This is a genomic window from Methanosarcina baltica (genome assembly GCF_055394095.1).
In genome coordinates, this window is the sequence record NZ_AP042463.1 from 1,877,132 (window position 1) to 1,892,553 (window position 15,422).

General features: G+C 49.7%; 12 protein-coding genes and 1 tRNA gene. 6 read left to right on the forward strand and 7 right to left on the reverse strand.

Annotation, left to right across the window (positions count from 1 at the left end; genetic code table 11):
• Nucleotides 1–46: 46 nt before the first annotated feature.
• Together ACZ5QV_RS08140 and ACZ5QV_RS08145 are read left to right on the forward strand one after the other, a co-directional pair.
• Nucleotides 47–331: a hypothetical protein gene (locus ACZ5QV_RS08140; RefSeq protein ID WP_464599349.1), complete on the forward strand. Its 285-nt coding sequence runs from the start codon at nucleotides 47–49 to the stop codon at nucleotides 329–331.
• Nucleotides 332–351: 20 nt separating this feature from the next.
• Nucleotides 352–609, forward strand: coding sequence for a type II toxin-antitoxin system RelE family toxin (locus tag ACZ5QV_RS08145; RefSeq protein WP_464599350.1), 258 nt, complete (start codon nucleotides 352–354; stop codon nucleotides 607–609).
• Nucleotides 610–801: 192 nt separating this feature from the next.
• Here the strand turns inward: ACZ5QV_RS08145 and ACZ5QV_RS08150 are convergent, their stop codons facing one another.
• Nucleotides 802–1,389, reverse strand: a complete 588-nt coding sequence (locus ACZ5QV_RS08150) for a pyruvate kinase alpha/beta domain-containing protein (protein WP_464599351.1) — start codon at nucleotides 1,387–1,389, stop codon at nucleotides 802–804.
• A 236-nt stretch (nucleotides 1,390–1,625) separates the two neighbouring features.
• Here ACZ5QV_RS08150 and ACZ5QV_RS08155 point away from each other — a divergent pair, with 236 nt between their 5' ends.
• Nucleotides 1,626–2,372: a proteasome assembly chaperone family protein gene (locus tag ACZ5QV_RS08155; RefSeq protein ID WP_464599352.1), complete on the forward strand. Its 747-nt coding sequence runs from the start codon at nucleotides 1,626–1,628 to the stop codon at nucleotides 2,370–2,372.
• Nucleotides 2,373–2,376: 4 nt separating this feature from the next.
• On the forward strand, nucleotides 2,377–2,766 hold the full coding sequence (locus ACZ5QV_RS08160) for a DUF473 family protein (protein ID WP_464599353.1): 390 nt from the start codon (nucleotides 2,377–2,379) through the stop codon (nucleotides 2,764–2,766).
• A gap of 214 nt (nucleotides 2,767–2,980) precedes the next feature.
• On the opposite strand, the gene thsA is transcribed toward ACZ5QV_RS08160, so the two are convergent.
• The 6 genes from thsA to ACZ5QV_RS08190 all read right to left on the reverse strand — a co-directional run bounded on the left by thsA (nucleotide 2,981) and on the right by ACZ5QV_RS08190 (nucleotide 13,057).
• On the reverse strand, nucleotides 2,981–4,591 hold the full coding sequence (thsA, locus tag ACZ5QV_RS08165; RefSeq protein ID WP_464599354.1) for a thermosome subunit alpha: 1,611 nt from the start codon (nucleotides 4,589–4,591) through the stop codon (nucleotides 2,981–2,983).
• A gap of 804 nt (nucleotides 4,592–5,395) precedes the next feature.
• Nucleotides 5,396–8,476 carry an FAD-binding and (Fe-S)-binding domain-containing protein gene (locus tag ACZ5QV_RS08170; protein ID WP_464599355.1) on the reverse strand — a complete coding sequence of 1,027 codons (3,081 nt, stop codon included), beginning with the start codon at nucleotides 8,474–8,476 and terminating at the stop codon, nucleotides 5,396–5,398.
• Between the two features lie 294 nt (nucleotides 8,477–8,770).
• Nucleotides 8,771–9,391 (reverse strand): 4Fe-4S binding protein, encoded by a 621-nt coding sequence (locus ACZ5QV_RS08175; protein ID WP_464599356.1) that lies wholly within the window; start codon nucleotides 9,389–9,391, stop codon nucleotides 8,771–8,773.
• A gap of 6 nt (nucleotides 9,392–9,397) precedes the next feature.
• Complete coding sequence (locus ACZ5QV_RS08180) at nucleotides 9,398–9,856, reverse strand: MarR family transcriptional regulator (RefSeq protein ID WP_464599357.1); 459 nt, start codon at nucleotides 9,854–9,856, stop codon at nucleotides 9,398–9,400.
• 183 nt (nucleotides 9,857–10,039) lie between these two features.
• The gene (locus ACZ5QV_RS08185) at nucleotides 10,040–12,844 is read right to left on the reverse strand and encodes a cation-translocating P-type ATPase (RefSeq protein ID WP_464599358.1); all 2,805 of its coding nucleotides are present in this window, start codon (nucleotides 12,842–12,844) and stop codon (nucleotides 10,040–10,042) included.
• A gap of 141 nt (nucleotides 12,845–12,985) precedes the next feature.
• Nucleotides 12,986–13,057 (reverse strand) — tRNA-Arg (locus tag ACZ5QV_RS08190).
• A 197-nt stretch (nucleotides 13,058–13,254) separates the two neighbouring features.
• On the opposite strand from ACZ5QV_RS08190, the gene ACZ5QV_RS08195 reads away from it, so the two are divergent.
• Together ACZ5QV_RS08195 and ACZ5QV_RS08200 are read left to right on the forward strand one after the other, a co-directional pair.
• Complete coding sequence (locus ACZ5QV_RS08195) at nucleotides 13,255–14,439, forward strand: redox-regulated ATPase YchF (protein ID WP_464599359.1); 1,185 nt, start codon at nucleotides 13,255–13,257, stop codon at nucleotides 14,437–14,439.
• A 128-nt stretch (nucleotides 14,440–14,567) separates the two neighbouring features.
• A complete protein-coding gene (locus tag ACZ5QV_RS08200; RefSeq protein WP_464599360.1) occupies nucleotides 14,568–15,242 on the forward strand; it encodes an undecaprenyl diphosphate synthase family protein in 675 nt (224 codons plus the stop codon).
• Nucleotides 15,243–15,422 lie beyond the last annotated feature (180 nt).

Genomic DNA, 15,422 nt, shown 5'->3' on the forward strand with positions numbered 1-15,422 from the left:
TTTTAACAAATAGGAAAAGTAAAGCACAAAATTGGGACGTTTAATTATGGTTACGAGGGAATTTGAGAAAAAAGTGTTCAATGAACTTGATTATATCAAAAAACAGCTTGGAGAAATAAAGGAGCGTATGGTTGATGTGGATTCCATACTTACGGAAGATGAAAAAGAACTGGTGGACCGGAGTTTTGAAAATGAAGCCAATGGTAAATTGTTAAATTTTAAAGACCTGGACTCCATACTTACGGAAGATACAAGAGTCTCTGACGGATCTCTTGAAAACGGAACCGGGGATAAGCCTGCAAATCTTAAAGATCCTTTTTGTAGATTTTGAAAAATGTGGAGGGGCCGAACATGTTCGAAATTTTTCTTGATTTTCCCGCTCAATCCATCCTGGACGGAACTTATATAAGCACCTGCTTTCAGGTAAAGGAAACTCTCAAAAAACTCTCTGAAGACCCCGTTCCTCCAGAGGCCAGGAGGGTTCTGGACAGAAAAGAAAAACTGTTCAGGCTCAGGGTCGGCCGTCTGCGCTACCTATACAGGCTGGACTATGAAAAAAATAAAATTGTTATCATAAAAATAGAGCTGATGAAATGTATTCGCTGTTGAAGGATGTTTTTCCTGATGGGGGATACCCGGATACGGCTTCCTTTTCTATCTCCCGAGTTGCGTTTCAGGATCACAGGAAATCAAAGATTTCCTGGGAGTTGCGATGAAATCGCAACAGCACAGGGTCCATTTCGCTCGTGTTGCTCGTTCAAGCGGACTTAACTTTTTTCATTGCCCGGTTTTAAAATCCACTCAGTCTTCCTTTGCCCTGGGCATTGCGATTATTTCCCGGACCTGAAGGAAAAAGAAGTCGTTGCTGTGGGCGGGCCTGAGCACAATGGCGACATCTGCACCGTGCCGGGTGCCTCCGAGGGCTATAATTTCCGTATCATCGGAGACCGGGATGTGGCCTGAATCTGCGGCCATGATTGCGGACTCGATTGCTACCTTGAAGCCTTTTCCGAAAAGGGAGCGCAGGGTATCTGAAATTACCTCAAGCCTGGAATAGCCCCCGTATTTTTTGGTAATAGAGCGTTCTATGCCTGAGAACATGTGGGACTGGGTAGTTATGATGGCTCCGAGGGTTTCAAGTTTCTGTTTGTATTCTTCCTCGACTTCCCATTCCCCTTTTTCTTTCTGGCCGTACTGGTGACTGATGCCGATTACCTTAATGTCGCTTTCCCGGACTGCCTCCGCCATCTTAAGGGCGGTTTTCCCGCTTGTGCTTGCGACCACAATATAGGATATTCCAAGTTCGAGAGCCCTTTTCGCGGCGGCCTCTACAACTGTGTCGCTGTTTTCTTCTCCTACACTGTCCAGATATTGAATTGCTTTTTCCATGATTTTTTTCTCCTGTTATTTTTTAAATTAATTCTACTGTGATAGGCCTGAACTCTTATTATCTCTTTCAGCAGGATAGTTCTATTATCCTGCTTTTTTGATGATACGGTCTGGTCCTTTCCGGTACATTTCTTTGATGAGGAGCCGTGTATTGGCCATTTAAGTGTTTATTAATCGTTTAAGTACTAGTAGCTAAAATATAGTTATAGGGGTTTATACCAAATGAGGTGGTTTTTTTGTCAGATACTGACTATGATAATAATGATGTAAAGATCATTACGAAACCTGTGAAATCCAAAAATCCGATTTTAATCGAGGGCTTTCCCGGAATAGGGCTTGTCGGGAATATTGCAAGCCAGCACCTTATCGAAGAAATGGAGATGGAGTACATAGGTTCTATTGATTCCAGGTATTTTCCCTCCATTGCCGTGCTCTACGAGGGGCTCATCAACATGCCTGTCCGGATTTACGAAAGTGAGAAGCATAACCTCATTGTCGTGATTTCCGATATCCCTATCAGCCATTCTGTTTCCTATGACGTCAGCAGTGCGCTTGTGGACTGGGCCCAGTCCATTAATGTAAAGGAGATCGCATCCATTGCAGGTATTGCGATTATGGAAGGGCCTCATAAGGTCTTCGGGGCTGCAACAACCGCGGAAATGCTGGAGAAAATTAAGGAGAAGGTAGAAGTTTTCCAGATGGGCACTATTTCAGGGATCTCGGGCAGTGTTATGTCCGAATGCCTGCTCCGGGAGATTCCCGCCTTCAGCCTGCTCGGGGCGACAAGGACGCAAAATCCTGACCCTAGAGCCGCTTCTGCGGTTGTTGATGTCCTGAACCAGCTCTATGAGTTTTCGGTTGATACCGAGAAGCTCATAAAACAGGCCGAACGCATAGAAGTTGAACTGCAAAAACTTGCCGAGGATGTCCAGACCACCGAGCAGAAGGGTGAAGTTAGAAAAGAATTCCCAATGTACGGGTGATTCTATGGAGTATATTGCGTTAACGGGAATAGCCGAGTCAGTGATAGAAACTCTGAAAAACAATAATCTACGGACGCTTGAACTCCGCAGTCCTCATAATTTTGTCAGTGTGCTCGAGATCAATACCGGGGACCTTGTTCTTATAACATCCTCCCGTCTCCAGGACCTAAGCAACGGAACCATGGGGCTTGTGGCCAGGGTCGTGCAAAAACAGATTTCCACTCATTCTCTCATAATGGCCAATGACCTCTATGTCGAGGAACGGGAAACGACGACGGCCAGTGTCCAGCTCAAGTGCAAGTGTATGGCCCGGGTCCGGGATGTCGTCTCGAATGAAATAGGAAAACCCGTGCTTGTAGATGTCATGGAAATTTCCTGCTACGAGGCCAGATGAGGTTCTATCCGATCTTTTTCCATAACTTTTTTTTGAATTTTTTTCTGTAAAATGAGTCTGTATAATCTGGAAAAATAGAACGTAATCTCAGGTTGTATAATCTGGAAAAACAGAACGTAATCTCAGGCTGTATAATCTGGAAAAATAGAATGTAAATAGAAAGGCGCCGAAAGTTTTCGGCACCTGTCTTAATTAATAACTTTTTTAAATGGACTTACATGTCCATTTCAGGCATTGGGGCGCCGCTCGCGCTCATTCCTGAGGATGCGATCACGTCGTCGATCCTGAGGATCATGATTGCAGCTTCGGTGGCTGCGTTGATTGCCTGGGTCTTGATTCTGAGGGGTTCGATGACGTTCTTATCGAACATGTTTTCGACCTTGCCGGTGTAGACATTGAGGCCTGCCTGCTTGTTGCCCTTTTCGTGCTGGGAGCGCAGTTCTACAAGCATGTCGATGGGGTCGAGCCCTGCGTTCTCGGCGAGAGTCAGGGGGATAACTTCCATGGATTCTGCAAACTTCATGACAGCAAGCTGTTCTCTGCCCTTGAGGGTCGAAGCATACTCTTTGAGCCTGAGAGCAAGCTCGATTTCAGTAGCTCCGCCGCCCACAACGACATTCCGGTCTTCGAGAGCAACGCCGACCACGCGGAGGGCGTCTTCAAGAGCTCTTTCGAGGCCTTCGACCACATGCTCTGTCCCGCCGCGCAGGAGGATGGAGGTCGCCTTTTTATCCTTGCATTCCGTGACAAAGGTCATTCTGGAACCTGCAACGTCCTTCTCTTCGACCTGCCCTGCAGAGCCGAGGTCGGATTCCTCGATTTCGTCCAGGCTGGTGCTTACCCTTGCGCCGGTTGCGCGGGAGAGCTGCTCCATGTCGCTTTTCTTGACTCTGCGCATTGCAAAGATACCTGCCTTTGTCAGGTAGTACTGGGCCAGGTCGTCAATTCCCTTCTGGCAGAAGACAGCGGTTGCACCGGTGTTGATTACCTTGTTTACAATGTCCTTGAGCATTGCTTCTTCCTGGTCAAGGAAGCTCTGCATCTGGCCAGGAGCTGAAATCTTGATCTCAGCCTTGGTCTCGGTTTTCTTGAGCTCGATAGGTACGCTTAAGAGCAGAATCTTTGCGTTTTCAACAAGTTCCGGCATACTCGGGTGGACACGTTCCTTGTCAATGATTACCCCTTCGATGATTTCGGAGTCCTGGATGCTGCTTCCCGGTCTCTTCTCGATCTTTATATCGCTGATGTCGACGGTGATCTTCCCGTCGTTTTCCTCGATAACGGACCTGACAGCTCTCACGGTCAGGGCGGAGAGATGGTCCTTGTAGGATTCGGCACCTTTGCCTGTGATGGCGGTTGCGGCCACTTTCTCAAGGGTTGCAGTGTCCTCGGGGGAGACGTCGATTGTAATGGTGTTTACAATCTCTTCGGCCTTCTTTGCCCCTAGCCTGTACCCGGCGGCAATAATGGTTGGGTGAACCCCGCTTTCCAGCAGGTCCTCTGCCTTTTTCAGGAGTTCCCCTGCAAGTACGGCTGCGGTGGTTGTCCCGTCTCCGACCTCGTCGTCCTGGGTCTTGGCCACTTCCACAATCATCTTGGCTCCGGGGTGTTCGATGTCCATTTCCTTAAGAATTGTTGCCCCGTCGTTGGTGATTACAACGTCGCCCATGCCGTCCACAAGCATCTTGTCCATGCCCATTGGTCCAAGAGTGGTCCGGACCGCTTCCGCGACGGCCTTTGCGGCCATGATGTTGTTGTTCTGGGCTTCGGAGCCGTGAGTTCTCTGGCTTCCGTCTCTTAAAATAAAAATTGGTTGTGCTGCCAAGATTCAATCTCCTGTTATGATTTGAATTTGATTATTTACTGATAAGTTTTAAAATTGGATACGCTTTTTTTCGGCACGTGATTTTACCTATTCTTAATGCAAGCACTTCTATATAAGTATTCTTCTTATCCTGGAGGCCATAAAGCAGAAAAAAAGGTCGGCTGTTCCCATTAATCTATTTTCCACGCTTTCTTTTTGCAAATGTCTTTTCTTTTCTTGAACAGGGTTTTTTGAGTCAGACCTTGCAGGGGAAATGCCTTTCAGGGAAATACCTTTCAAGAAAATTGCTTAACTGACTCAGTGAAATTTAACTCCGCAGGCGGGAAGTCCCCTTCCTCGATGTTTAATCGAAGATTAGAAACTCCTGTTAAACCTGCGGTTTAACACGACAGCTGAAGGCTGGCAGGTGGGGGATGAAAGCCGTCCACATTTCACCGCTGTCTATTTTATATATGCTGAATTCTATATTAATAATCGGGGCTATATCTCCTATTTCATCGAATTCTTGACCTGTGTTACAGGTAATAAACAAATAAGAATTGATGGAAGTTATATCTGTTATTTTGGAAACGCAAGTTTTCTATAACAAAATGCCTTGTGGACGGGCTATTGGTACTTTGCCGATAATCTTCAACAAACAGGCTTGAAGATAGGGATTGAGTTCTTAGAACCAATTCCTAAATGATTCAAGTACTCGAAGGAAGCCCCTTCCTCGGTGTTTCTAATTGAAAATTAGAAACTCCTGTTAAACCTATGGTTTAACACGACAGCCGAAGGCTGACAGGTGGGGGTAGTTCACCCCTCTCAGTGCGTCTTGAGGTACTCGATCATCTTCGGGGTCAGCAACGGGAGCAATTCGGGCAGCATATTCGGCATCAGGTTTTCCATGGCCTTTGGCAGGAGGTCAGGGAGCTGTTCTCTCATGTAATCCGGCATTGGAACTCTCCTTTCCACGGCCTTCAGCATATCAGGCATGACCTTCGGCATGACAAGGGGCATGAGCCTGGGTATCATTAGCGGCATCATGGGCTTCATCAGGGTGCCCATACCGGGCAACTTTACCAGTTTCATCATGGTCGAGAGGGGCGAAGGCATGGCTGCCATCATCTCAGGCAGGAGTTCCACCATCAGGTCGGCCATGTGCTCGGGCTGCATGAGGGTAATCATCCTCTCAAAGGGTAGCCAGGACTCGAGCGTATATGCGGTTGACTCCGGCATCTCGTACCCCAGGCTCTCGGCCACAAGGGCTCCCAGGTCCCTGGCCTCGATGTCCATACCCGCCCTGTCCGCAGCGACTCTGAACTGGAAAATACAGCAGGGGCAGAGCGCCGAGATGACCTCAGCCTTCACGTCCAGGGCTTCCTGTAGCCTCATTTCCCCAAGCCTGTAGGCGACCGGAGGCTCCGCAATCAGGCTGACCACCGACCCGCAGCAGTGGGCCTGTTCCCGGTTGTGTTCCATTTCCCTGTATCTGATTCCCGGGATTGCTTTCAAAAGTTCCCGGGGCGGCTCGTAGATTTTGCCCCCGGCCCGGCCCATGTGGCAGGAATCATGCCAGGCAACCGTTTTGTTCAGGGATTTTTTGAATTTGGGCCGAAGTACGTCCAGATGTTCGACAAGGATTTCAGAATAGTGTTTTGTTTCAAGCCCATAGTCCAGACCCAGTTTCTCGGCCCACTGGGGGTAGACGGTATGCCACATGAGCCAGCAGGCGGGACACGAGGTTATCACGGTCTTTACCCCCTGCTTTTTCATGTTGGAGACGTTCATTCGCATGATCTTTTCGAAGACATCCCATTTCCCGGCAACAAGCATTGGAATCCCGCAGCAGGCTTCTTTGTCAAAAAGCCCGGTGAACTTAATCCCGGCGGCATCGAGCATGTGCACGGTCCCGATAGCGATCTCTTTTTCAATGTAAGAGGCCGTGCAGCCTGCGAAGTAGCCGTATTCGGCTTTCTCTTCCATCTTTGCCCTGAGGTCTTCGGGAATCCATTTATCCCTGTCCTTCCGGTAATTGGCCCAGATATTCCTCTCCTTCAGGAGGCTGGCTGCCATGATCTCGAAGGGAGGGAAAGTCATCTTCTTTTCTTCCTCGACAAGTTTCCCGCGCAGGGTCATCCAGGCGTGCTCTATTGGCATGTCAAGTTCGCAGCGGGAGTCGCACATCTGGCAGGTGGTACAGGCAAGGAAGGTGTTCGTCTGCCTCTGGTCCAGTTTTTCCCGGCCTGCCAGGTATTCTTTGATAAAAAACCACTTGCCCCTAGGGGACTGGGACTCCCAGCCCCGCCCGTAGTACTGGTCACATTCGCCCACACAGTACCCGCACTGGGAACAGGCATAGGCAAGTTCCACAATCTCCGCGGAAATTTCCTTTTCGTCCCGGAAGGTCACCTTTCCGATTCCGGACATGTTTCCCATGATTCTTCCCAGAGGTTCGAACGTGGAGCCCATCGAAACCGCGGTGTTGAGGACCCCACACCCCTCAAGGGTGCAGGGGTTCATGACCCCTTCAGGGTCTACTTCCTGCCTGAAGGCCTCGATTTCCTCAAGCTTCTCCCCGAAAACAGCTTTCTTTTTCGAGGCAAAAAAGAGCCCTGAAGCGTAAACCCTTCCCCCGTTTTCCTCGGCAATCTTTAAGATACTGAGGGAAAGTGCAAAGGCCATGTTGTAGCGCAGGGAACGCTCGGAATGGCGCATGAAACAGAGGAGCACCACGTTCCCGTCCCTGACAACCATGCCTTCGCTAAGGACGGGGAGCTTCACTCTTCTTTTGATCTCCTCAAAGACCCTGTCCATCTTCTCCAGGGGGACAACAATTTCGGCCGGGATGAAGGAGGGTCCGAGCCTCTTTACCTTCATGGACTTGAACCATTCCCGGATTTCGTGTTCCGCAATCTCTTCCGAAAGGACTGTCCCCCCGGCATTTTCGATTGCCAGGGCAAGGTCGCTTTCCAGACTGCCGGTAAGGCTTTCTGCCGCCCGGCTTTTATCCCTTGAAGCCGGGTAGAGGAAGTTACACACGTAGGCCAGGGGCAGCACTGGCCTCTTTCCGTCCACGACCTCTCCGTAGTGGAGCTTATGAGGGGCTCTGTTCTTCATGTCGGCCCATTCGGGGTTCAGGAAGGAGATTGACCAGAGGGGAAGGTTTTGCTCCCTTATTTTCTCAATGGCTTTCCTGAGCCCCTCCGCATCAGGAAAACTTGCGGAAACGGCCTTTCTCTCCTCAAGTTTTCGGACCTTCAGGGTAACTTCCGTAATAAGGCCGGTCGTCCCCATGGTCCCGCTGATTTTATTCAGTTCAGGCCCCGAAAATTCCCTGAGTGTTCCGTCCGGCAGGACAAGCCGGGCGGATTCCATGCTCTCATGTCCCCAGCCAAACTCGTAACTTCCGTAGCCTGCCCCGCTCTGGGCCAGCCAGCCCCCGACGGTGGAAGAGGGGGCGCTTGAGGGAATGGCCCGGAGGGAAAGCCCGGCTTCGTTCAGTTTAAGCTCCAGCTTTTCCCAGGTAATCCCGCTCTGCGTCCTGACTCTCTCCGCTTCCGGGTCAATTTCAAGGACTTTGTTCAGGAGAGTAACGTCAGCGACAATTCCTCCTTTTGTCGGGATAACTCCCCCGTACCCCGAAGAGGCCCCGGCCCTCGGGACCACAGGAATTTTGTTCAGGTTTGCAAATTTAAGGAGCTTCACGGCATCTTCTTCCTTCCGAATCTTTACAACCGCCGCAGGGTCAGTGTTTCCGATTAACTTTTTGACGAGAGGCGGAAGGGCCCCGATATCGTGGTTATAATAGTGGCGTTCTCGTTTGTCCAGGTTGACGAATTCCCCAAAAAGGCCGGTGAGTTCTTTTTTATTTGTTTCCGATAGTTCCGAGACTCTGGAAATCAATGAGCTTTACCCCCCCAGGTTTGCTTCTCCCTTTGCTTCTTCCTTTGCTTTTTCCCGCAGTGACTGCAGGCTGTGGGCCGGGCACCGGGATCTTTTATTTAATTATATTTCATTCTATTATATTTCACTTTATATAATAATCTTCTGAAATATTCTTTTGTTATGTTAAAAAAGGGCCTGCAAATTTCGAATATTTCTGAAAAAAAATAACATTGTTCAAAAGATGTAAAAATTGCTGCTAAATGTTATAAGTTAAAAAATAAAAAAAGTAATAAAAATTATGTAAAAAATAAATTATTCAAAGTGAAGGGCGTTCTTTGGACAGGCCTCGACACAGCGCCCGCATTTGATACAGTCAGGGAGGGGACCCCCTTTGTGGACTTCAAGTTGCATGGGGCAGACTTTGTCGCATTTTTTGCAGCTTATGCACTTTTCCTTATCGAGCTTCAGAGTATATTTATTTCCTCCAAGCATGCGCTGGGCTGTTCCCATAGGGCAGAAAGTACACCAGGCCCTCGGGCTGAAGTAACTGCCGAGCAGGATCGCAATCGCCGTGGTCACAATGCACATGCTGACCAGGATCATACCTATTTTATTGAAGGTATTCTGAGTACCTATGACGCTGATGATCCTGTAAGTCATGAAACCCATGAGGAGCAGGAAGACCGGGATCCTGAGCCAGAAACTGCGGAAAGCTTTCGGGATTTTATTCTGTTTTGAAATCTTCACTATCCAGAAGTCCGCAAGGCTTCCCCTCGGACAGAGGTTTCCACAGAACCAGCGGCCTCTGAAGGGGCTTATAAGCAAGAGTGCCGCAAAGACGAGCAGCAGGAAATATCCGAGAGCGGGGAACCACAGGCCCCCTATTGATACGATAAGAACAATAATTCCGAGATATGGGGTTATTTTAAGCAAATTGGATCAACCTCGTTTTTCCCATTGTTCCAGTTCTTTTCCGAGCTTTTCGGCCCAGCCCCGGACAATGTTCATTATTATATTTTTGATTTCGCCTTTCGAGCGAATTTGATAGATAAAGACGTAGCCCCCACTTTCCAGGTTCTGCTGGGACCTCTGCAGAATCTCTTTTTCGTACAGCTTCTTTACCGAACGCTGAACCGTGGACTGGTCAAGTTCAAGAGCCCTTGAAAGGGTCTCCGTGTCCACCCAGAGGGCGGAAGTGGGAGTAGAGGTGGATGTAGGGATATAGGTAGATGAAGGGCTCGGAGTAGAGTTAAGGGAGATGGGGACCCCCTCATCCGTTCTTCTCTCCGGGCCGGCGTTTAAAAAGTACTTCAGGACCCTGAGGTCGGCTCTGGTGAGGGTAAGAGCACATTTGATTACATCTTCAACTTTGAATTCTTTACAGGCGAAGTCTATCATCTCATTACCTCAAGTTTATTGCAGTACTGCGGTATATCTACCGTCTTATATATACGATGTTAAGTACTGAAACCAGCCTCCTGAAAACAGAAGTACTTAAAAATATTCATCATCGAGGCCGGGACCTGATCCACCTTTTTCCGGATATCCATTTTCTTCCAAGAGCCGGTTTTTTTGCAAGCTTTACCATTTCATAAACCGGGTTACGACCCTTACATCCTTTCTTATGAAATATTTCCTGAGTTCGTCCACCACGAGCAGGAGGATAGCAAACGGGACCGCAAGCCCCAGGTATTTCATGGGAAGGGCGGAGGTATTAAAAATGAGGTTTGCCAGAGGGTTCCAGATTATAAAAGCGAGGATCAGGACCTCACTTGCGATTCCCAGCAGGACCAGACGGTTTTCGAAAATCCCTTTTGTAAAGACCGACTGGAGCCGGGTCCGGGAGGTAAAGACGTTTGTGAGCTGGCAGATGATTACCGCCGAGAAAAAGGCTGTTATGGCCTGCATGTAGAGGGGGGAGTTGTAGAGCAGCCCCTGTCCCCAGGTCCAGCCCCCGTCCCGGAGTACGGCAAAATAGCAGAAAAAGCCTGCTGCAGCTTCGATGGGGCCCTTTATTCCGTAGGAGGTAAAGAGCATCTGAGGGGTCAGTAGCTTTTCCTCCTTCGGGCGGGGGGCCCGTTTCATGATATCTCCTTCTCCTTTTTCCACGCCCAGGGCAAGGGCGGGAAGGATGTCGGTCCCGAGGTCGATTGCGAGAATAAGCTGCACTGTTATGGGGAGGGGCAGGGAAAAGAGGACAAAGGCTATGAAAGGCAGGATTTCGGGCACATTGCTTGTCAGGACGTATGCGATGAACTTCTTTATATTATCAAAGACCGTCCGGCCTTCCTCAATGGCGTTTACGATTGTCGCAAAATTGTCGTCGAGCAGCACCATATCCGCAGCTTCCCTTGCCACATCCGTTCCGCTGCCCATGGCCACGCCCATATCCGCGTTCTTAATAGCGGGAGCGTCGTTGACCCCGTCCCCTGTCATGGTCACGGTCTCCCCTTCGGCCTGGAAGACCTGCACGATTTTCAGCTTCTGCACCGGAGAGGTGCGGGCAAAGACAATGCTTTTCTTTTTAAGCCGCCTGGAAAGTTCTTCTCCGGAAAGGGTCTTCAACTCGTCCCCTGTGATTATCTCAAGTTCTTCGGAGTTTGCAAGCCCCACACTTCTTGCGATGGACTCCGCGGTAATCGGGTGGTCGCCCGTAATCATGACCACCTTGATGCCTGCGGCATGGCACCTTGCGATAGCATCCCTCGCCTCCGGCCGCGGCGGGTCAACGATGCCCACCAGCCCCAGGAATACAAAACCTTCCATGTATTCCTTTTTCTCTTCGACCTTCCGGTAAGCAAGCGCAATCACCCTTTCCCCTTTGCCTGCCATCTCCAGGTGGCGGTCCATAAGTTCCTGCTTTTCGGAATCCCCAAGCCCGACTTCCCCTTCCGCTTCGAGGACGGAATCGCACATCCCTATAACAACCTCGGGGGCTCCTTTAAGGTAAGCTTCAAGCTCCCCTCCGGGGGTGCTGCAAATTACCTGCATCCGTTTTATACGGGAATCAAAGGGGAACTCTTCCAGGCGGGGGTAACTTTCCTCCAGCTCTTTTATGCCTCCGAAACCGTTTGCGTAAACAAGCATGGCTCCTTCGGTGGGGTCTCCTATATACCCGGGGGCTTTTTCCAAAAGCCTCGCGTTGTTGCAGAGCCCGGTCGCCCTTATGAAAATCGGAGGTATTTTTTCAAGTTCCTGCTTTTTAATTCCCTTTTCTTCAATTCCCTTTTCTTCAATTCCCTGCTTTTTAATTCCCTTTTCTTCAACTCCAGGTTCTTCAAACCTCAGTTCCTCAAGTCCCACAAGCAGGGAATGCACGGCCATTTTGTTCTGGGTGAGGGTCCCGGTCTTGTCCGTGCAGATCACGGTGGTCGAGCCGAGGGTTTCCACGGATTCAAGCTGTTTGATTAAGGCGTTTCTTTCGGACATTCGTTTTGAAGCCAGGCTAAGGGCGAGGGTGACTGTCGGCAAAAGTCCTTCGGGCACGTTTGCAACAATGATACCTATTGCGAAGATGAGGCTCGCCAGCAAAATATTTTGCAGGAAAAAAGCCAGCAGAAAAAAGGTGATTCCTAGAAAAATTGCAATGCCCGATATGACCTTTATGAAATGGTTGAGTTCTTTTCTAAGCGGGGTTTCCACGGTTTCGGTCCGCTCCGTAAGCACGGCCAGGGACCCTATCTGAGTATTTTTCCCGGTTCCGAAGACCACGGCTTTTCCATTTCCGCTCTGCACAAGTGTCCCCGAAAAGACCATGTTCCGGCATTCCAGGATCTCCTCATGGGTGCAGCGGAGGGAGCGGAGCTGGGGTTCGGCTTCCCCGGTGATTGTGGAATTGTCCACCTTGAGGGCGTTTACCTCGATCAGTCGCCCGTCCGCAGGGACTTTATCCCCCTCCTCAAGCTGGATGACGTCGCCTACTACAAGTTCGGAAGCGAGCACTTCCTCAAGCTTTCCACCCCGGATTATCCGGGCGTGTGGGGGGATAAGCTCCCGGAAGCTTTCCATGGTCTTTTCGGCCTGGTACTCCTGGACAAAGGTGAAGGTCCCGTTCAGGACCACAACAGCTCCCAGTGCGATTCCTATGTAGAGGTTGCCCTGGCCGGGGGTCAGGTATTCCGCGAGAAAAGAGAGCAGCGCCCCGAGGATGAGCAAAAGGGAAAAAAAGTTCCTGAACTGTTTGAGGTATTTGAGCAGTGCGCTCTCCTTTTCGCTTTCCTCCAGGGCATTGGGCCCGCATTCCCGGATCCTCCGGGAAGCTTCCTCTTTGCTCAGCCCCTCTTCGCCCGTCCCTAACCTTTCCAGAAGCTCTTCGAGTGCTATCCTGTGCTCGTCACCTTTCGGAGAGCAATATCCGGCCCCACTGCCGGCAGAAGCGTTTGCCATAGGTCCCCCTTATGTTTTCAATGCGATGTGAACATAAGAAGCTTGACAGTATCAGGTAAAAATAATATAAAATATATAATATAAAGTAAAAATAAGAAGCCTGACAGTATCAGGTAATAAAAATACAAAAAAAGAAATGTACGTCCCGACTGAGACTCGAACTCAGGTCTAAGGCTCCGCAAGCCCCAAGGATATCCGCTACCCTATCGGGACACTATTACGCAAGTGCAGCTCAATAACAACATTCAATCATATAAAGCTTATCACTGAAAAGGGGTGCACTTATTCCATTTTTTCAGATGGCTCCAGTCTGGCTTTTTCGGAAAAGTTCGAGAAAGTTCGGGAAATGCCTTATTATTGCGTTTCTCTATCAATAAAGATTAAATGCAACGAGCCCGATTTTATAATTCATGTCAATGACCATAGGACTTGCGGGAAAACCCAATGCGGGGAAATCCACCTTTTTCAAGGCCGCCACGATGGCGGACGTTGATATTGCCAATTATCCTTTCACAACCATCAATGCGAATCACGGAATTACCTATGTAAGGACGGAATGTCCCTGTAAAGAAAAAGAGAAAGAATGTGGGAAATGCACGGACGGGGTCCGGCTTGTCCCTATTGATATCATTGACGTTGCGGGGCTGGTCCCGGACGCACACAAGGGCAAGGGCCTGGGAAACACCTTCCTTGACGACCTCCGGCAGGCTCAGGCGATCATCCACGTCGTCGATGCCTCCGGGAGCACGGACGAGGAAGGAAACCCCCTGGACCTGGGGGCGCACGATCCCCTGAAAGACGTCGTATTCCTGAACCGGGAAATCACAATGTGGCTCTACGGCATCCTGGAGAGAAACTGGTTCAAGCTCTCCCGGAAAATCCAGGCCGAAGGGCTCAAGGTCGAGCTTGCGATTGCCGAGCAGCTCGCCGGAGCCGGAATTACCGAGTCCCAGGTAAACGAGGCTCTTATGGAAACCGGGCTTATCAGGATGGACCACCTTAAATGGGCTGACGAGGACATGATTCGGCTCTGTGAGACCATGGAACGGATAAGCAAACCCATGCTCATTTCCGCAAACAAGGCCGACGTCGCCTCCCCGAAAAACCTGGAAAAACTCGGAGAACTTGAAAGGATCGTGGTCCCCACGAGTGCGGCTGCCGAACTGGCCCTCAGGTCCGCTGCCAAAAGCGGGCTTATCCGCTACACTCCCGGAGACGGGGATTTTGAAGTCCTGGCCGAGGGTCTGAGTGCAAAGCAGCAAAAAGGCCTGGAAGCGCTCCGAAAACTTCTGCTGGCCAGAGGCGGGACCGGAGTTCAGGAATGTATTAACAGGGCCGTTTTCGAGCTCCTTGGCCTTATAGTGGTCTATCCCGTGGAAGACGAGGGAAAATGGATCGATAAAAACGGAAACATGCTTCCCGATGCCTACCTCATGAAGCGGGGCTCGACCTGCCACGACCTGGCCTACCAGATCCATTCCGATATCGGGGATAGGTTCCTCTATGCCGTGGATGGGAGGACAAGGCTCAGACTCGGGGAAAAGCACGAACTTAAGGACGGGGACGTAATCAAAATCGTATCCACCGCAAAATAAGCTACACTTCCTGCAGCCCTGTTTTTTGCGCACATAATAAATTCTATAAATATGCCCGGCATATTTGAAAGTAAACAGATATAGCCGGGCAGGCTCTTTCAGGATAACGTTTCCATAAGGTTTTTTCCATGAATTTGTTATCTTTCATTTATCCTGTTTACGAACGATATCTTGTATGGCAGATCAAAAGATCTCCTTCCAGGATCCCGGGGCATGTGGCCCTGATCCTTACGGAAAGTGACCTTCTGGACCCCGAGGGGATTTCCAGGCTCCATTCAGTCCTGCTCTTTTTCAGGAAGTACCAGGTACAACTTATCAGCCTCTACGTGGACATCCTTAATACTGACCCGGCTCTGGAAGCCGGGCTTGCTTCGAGGCTCACGGGCCAGGTGAAAGAGGCTTTTTCCCGACTCCCTGTGGGGGTAGGGTACGAGATCTATGATAAAACCGGAGAGGTGGTAAACCGAAGGGTCGGAGATGATTTTTTTGTTTACGTGTCCGTGGGGTTTGGGGGGAGGAGTGAAATCACAAAAGCGGTTTTTTCCATACTAAAGGATGTAAAGGCAGGAGAAGTGAGGCCTGCTGAGGTGAATGAGGAGCTTCTGGAATCCCGCTTGCTTGTCAAGCATGAGCCCGACCTCATGATCCGTTCGGGAGGGCAGCACCTTTCGGATTTCCTGGTCTGGCAATCCGTGTATTCCGAACTTTATTTTACGGACGTTAACTGGGAGGAATTCCGCATGCTTGATCTTTTGCGGGTCATCAGGGATTACCAGAAACGGCAGCGCAGGTACGGGAAATGATTGTTGCGGAAATCTCGATAAGGAAATTATAGTTAAGGAATGGCTGAAAAATAACTTCATATTTTCAGGTAGGGAATCACTTTATACCCATACAGGTTATATTTTTGTTAATGGAAGTGTCTTGTGTGTACATTCAAACCACGGAACACACGGAAAATGAATGCAGGAAGACGATATTTA

What these genes read in the sequence shown, in the direction of transcription:
- ACZ5QV_RS08150 (WP_464599351.1), bottom strand. Translation starts at nt 1,389, where the DNA reads ATGGAAAAAGCAATTCAATATCTGGACAGTGTAGGAGAAGAAAACAGC.
- ACZ5QV_RS08140 (WP_464599349.1), top strand. Translation starts at nt 47, where the DNA reads ATGGTTACGAGGGAATTTGAGAAAAAAGTGTTCAATGAACTTGATTAT.
- ACZ5QV_RS08195 (WP_464599359.1), top strand. Translation starts at nt 13,255, where the DNA reads ATGTCAATGACCATAGGACTTGCGGGAAAACCCAATGCGGGGAAATCC.
- ACZ5QV_RS08200 (WP_464599360.1), top strand. Translation starts at nt 14,568, where the DNA reads ATGAATTTGTTATCTTTCATTTATCCTGTTTACGAACGATATCTTGTA.
- ACZ5QV_RS08180 (WP_464599357.1), bottom strand. Translation starts at nt 9,856, where the DNA reads ATGATAGACTTCGCCTGTAAAGAATTCAAAGTTGAAGATGTAATCAAA.
- ACZ5QV_RS08160 (WP_464599353.1), top strand. Translation starts at nt 2,377, where the DNA reads ATGGAGTATATTGCGTTAACGGGAATAGCCGAGTCAGTGATAGAAACT.
- ACZ5QV_RS08185 (WP_464599358.1), bottom strand. Translation starts at nt 12,844, where the DNA reads ATGGCAAACGCTTCTGCCGGCAGTGGGGCCGGATATTGCTCTCCGAAA.
- ACZ5QV_RS08145 (WP_464599350.1), top strand. Translation starts at nt 352, where the DNA reads ATGTTCGAAATTTTTCTTGATTTTCCCGCTCAATCCATCCTGGACGGA.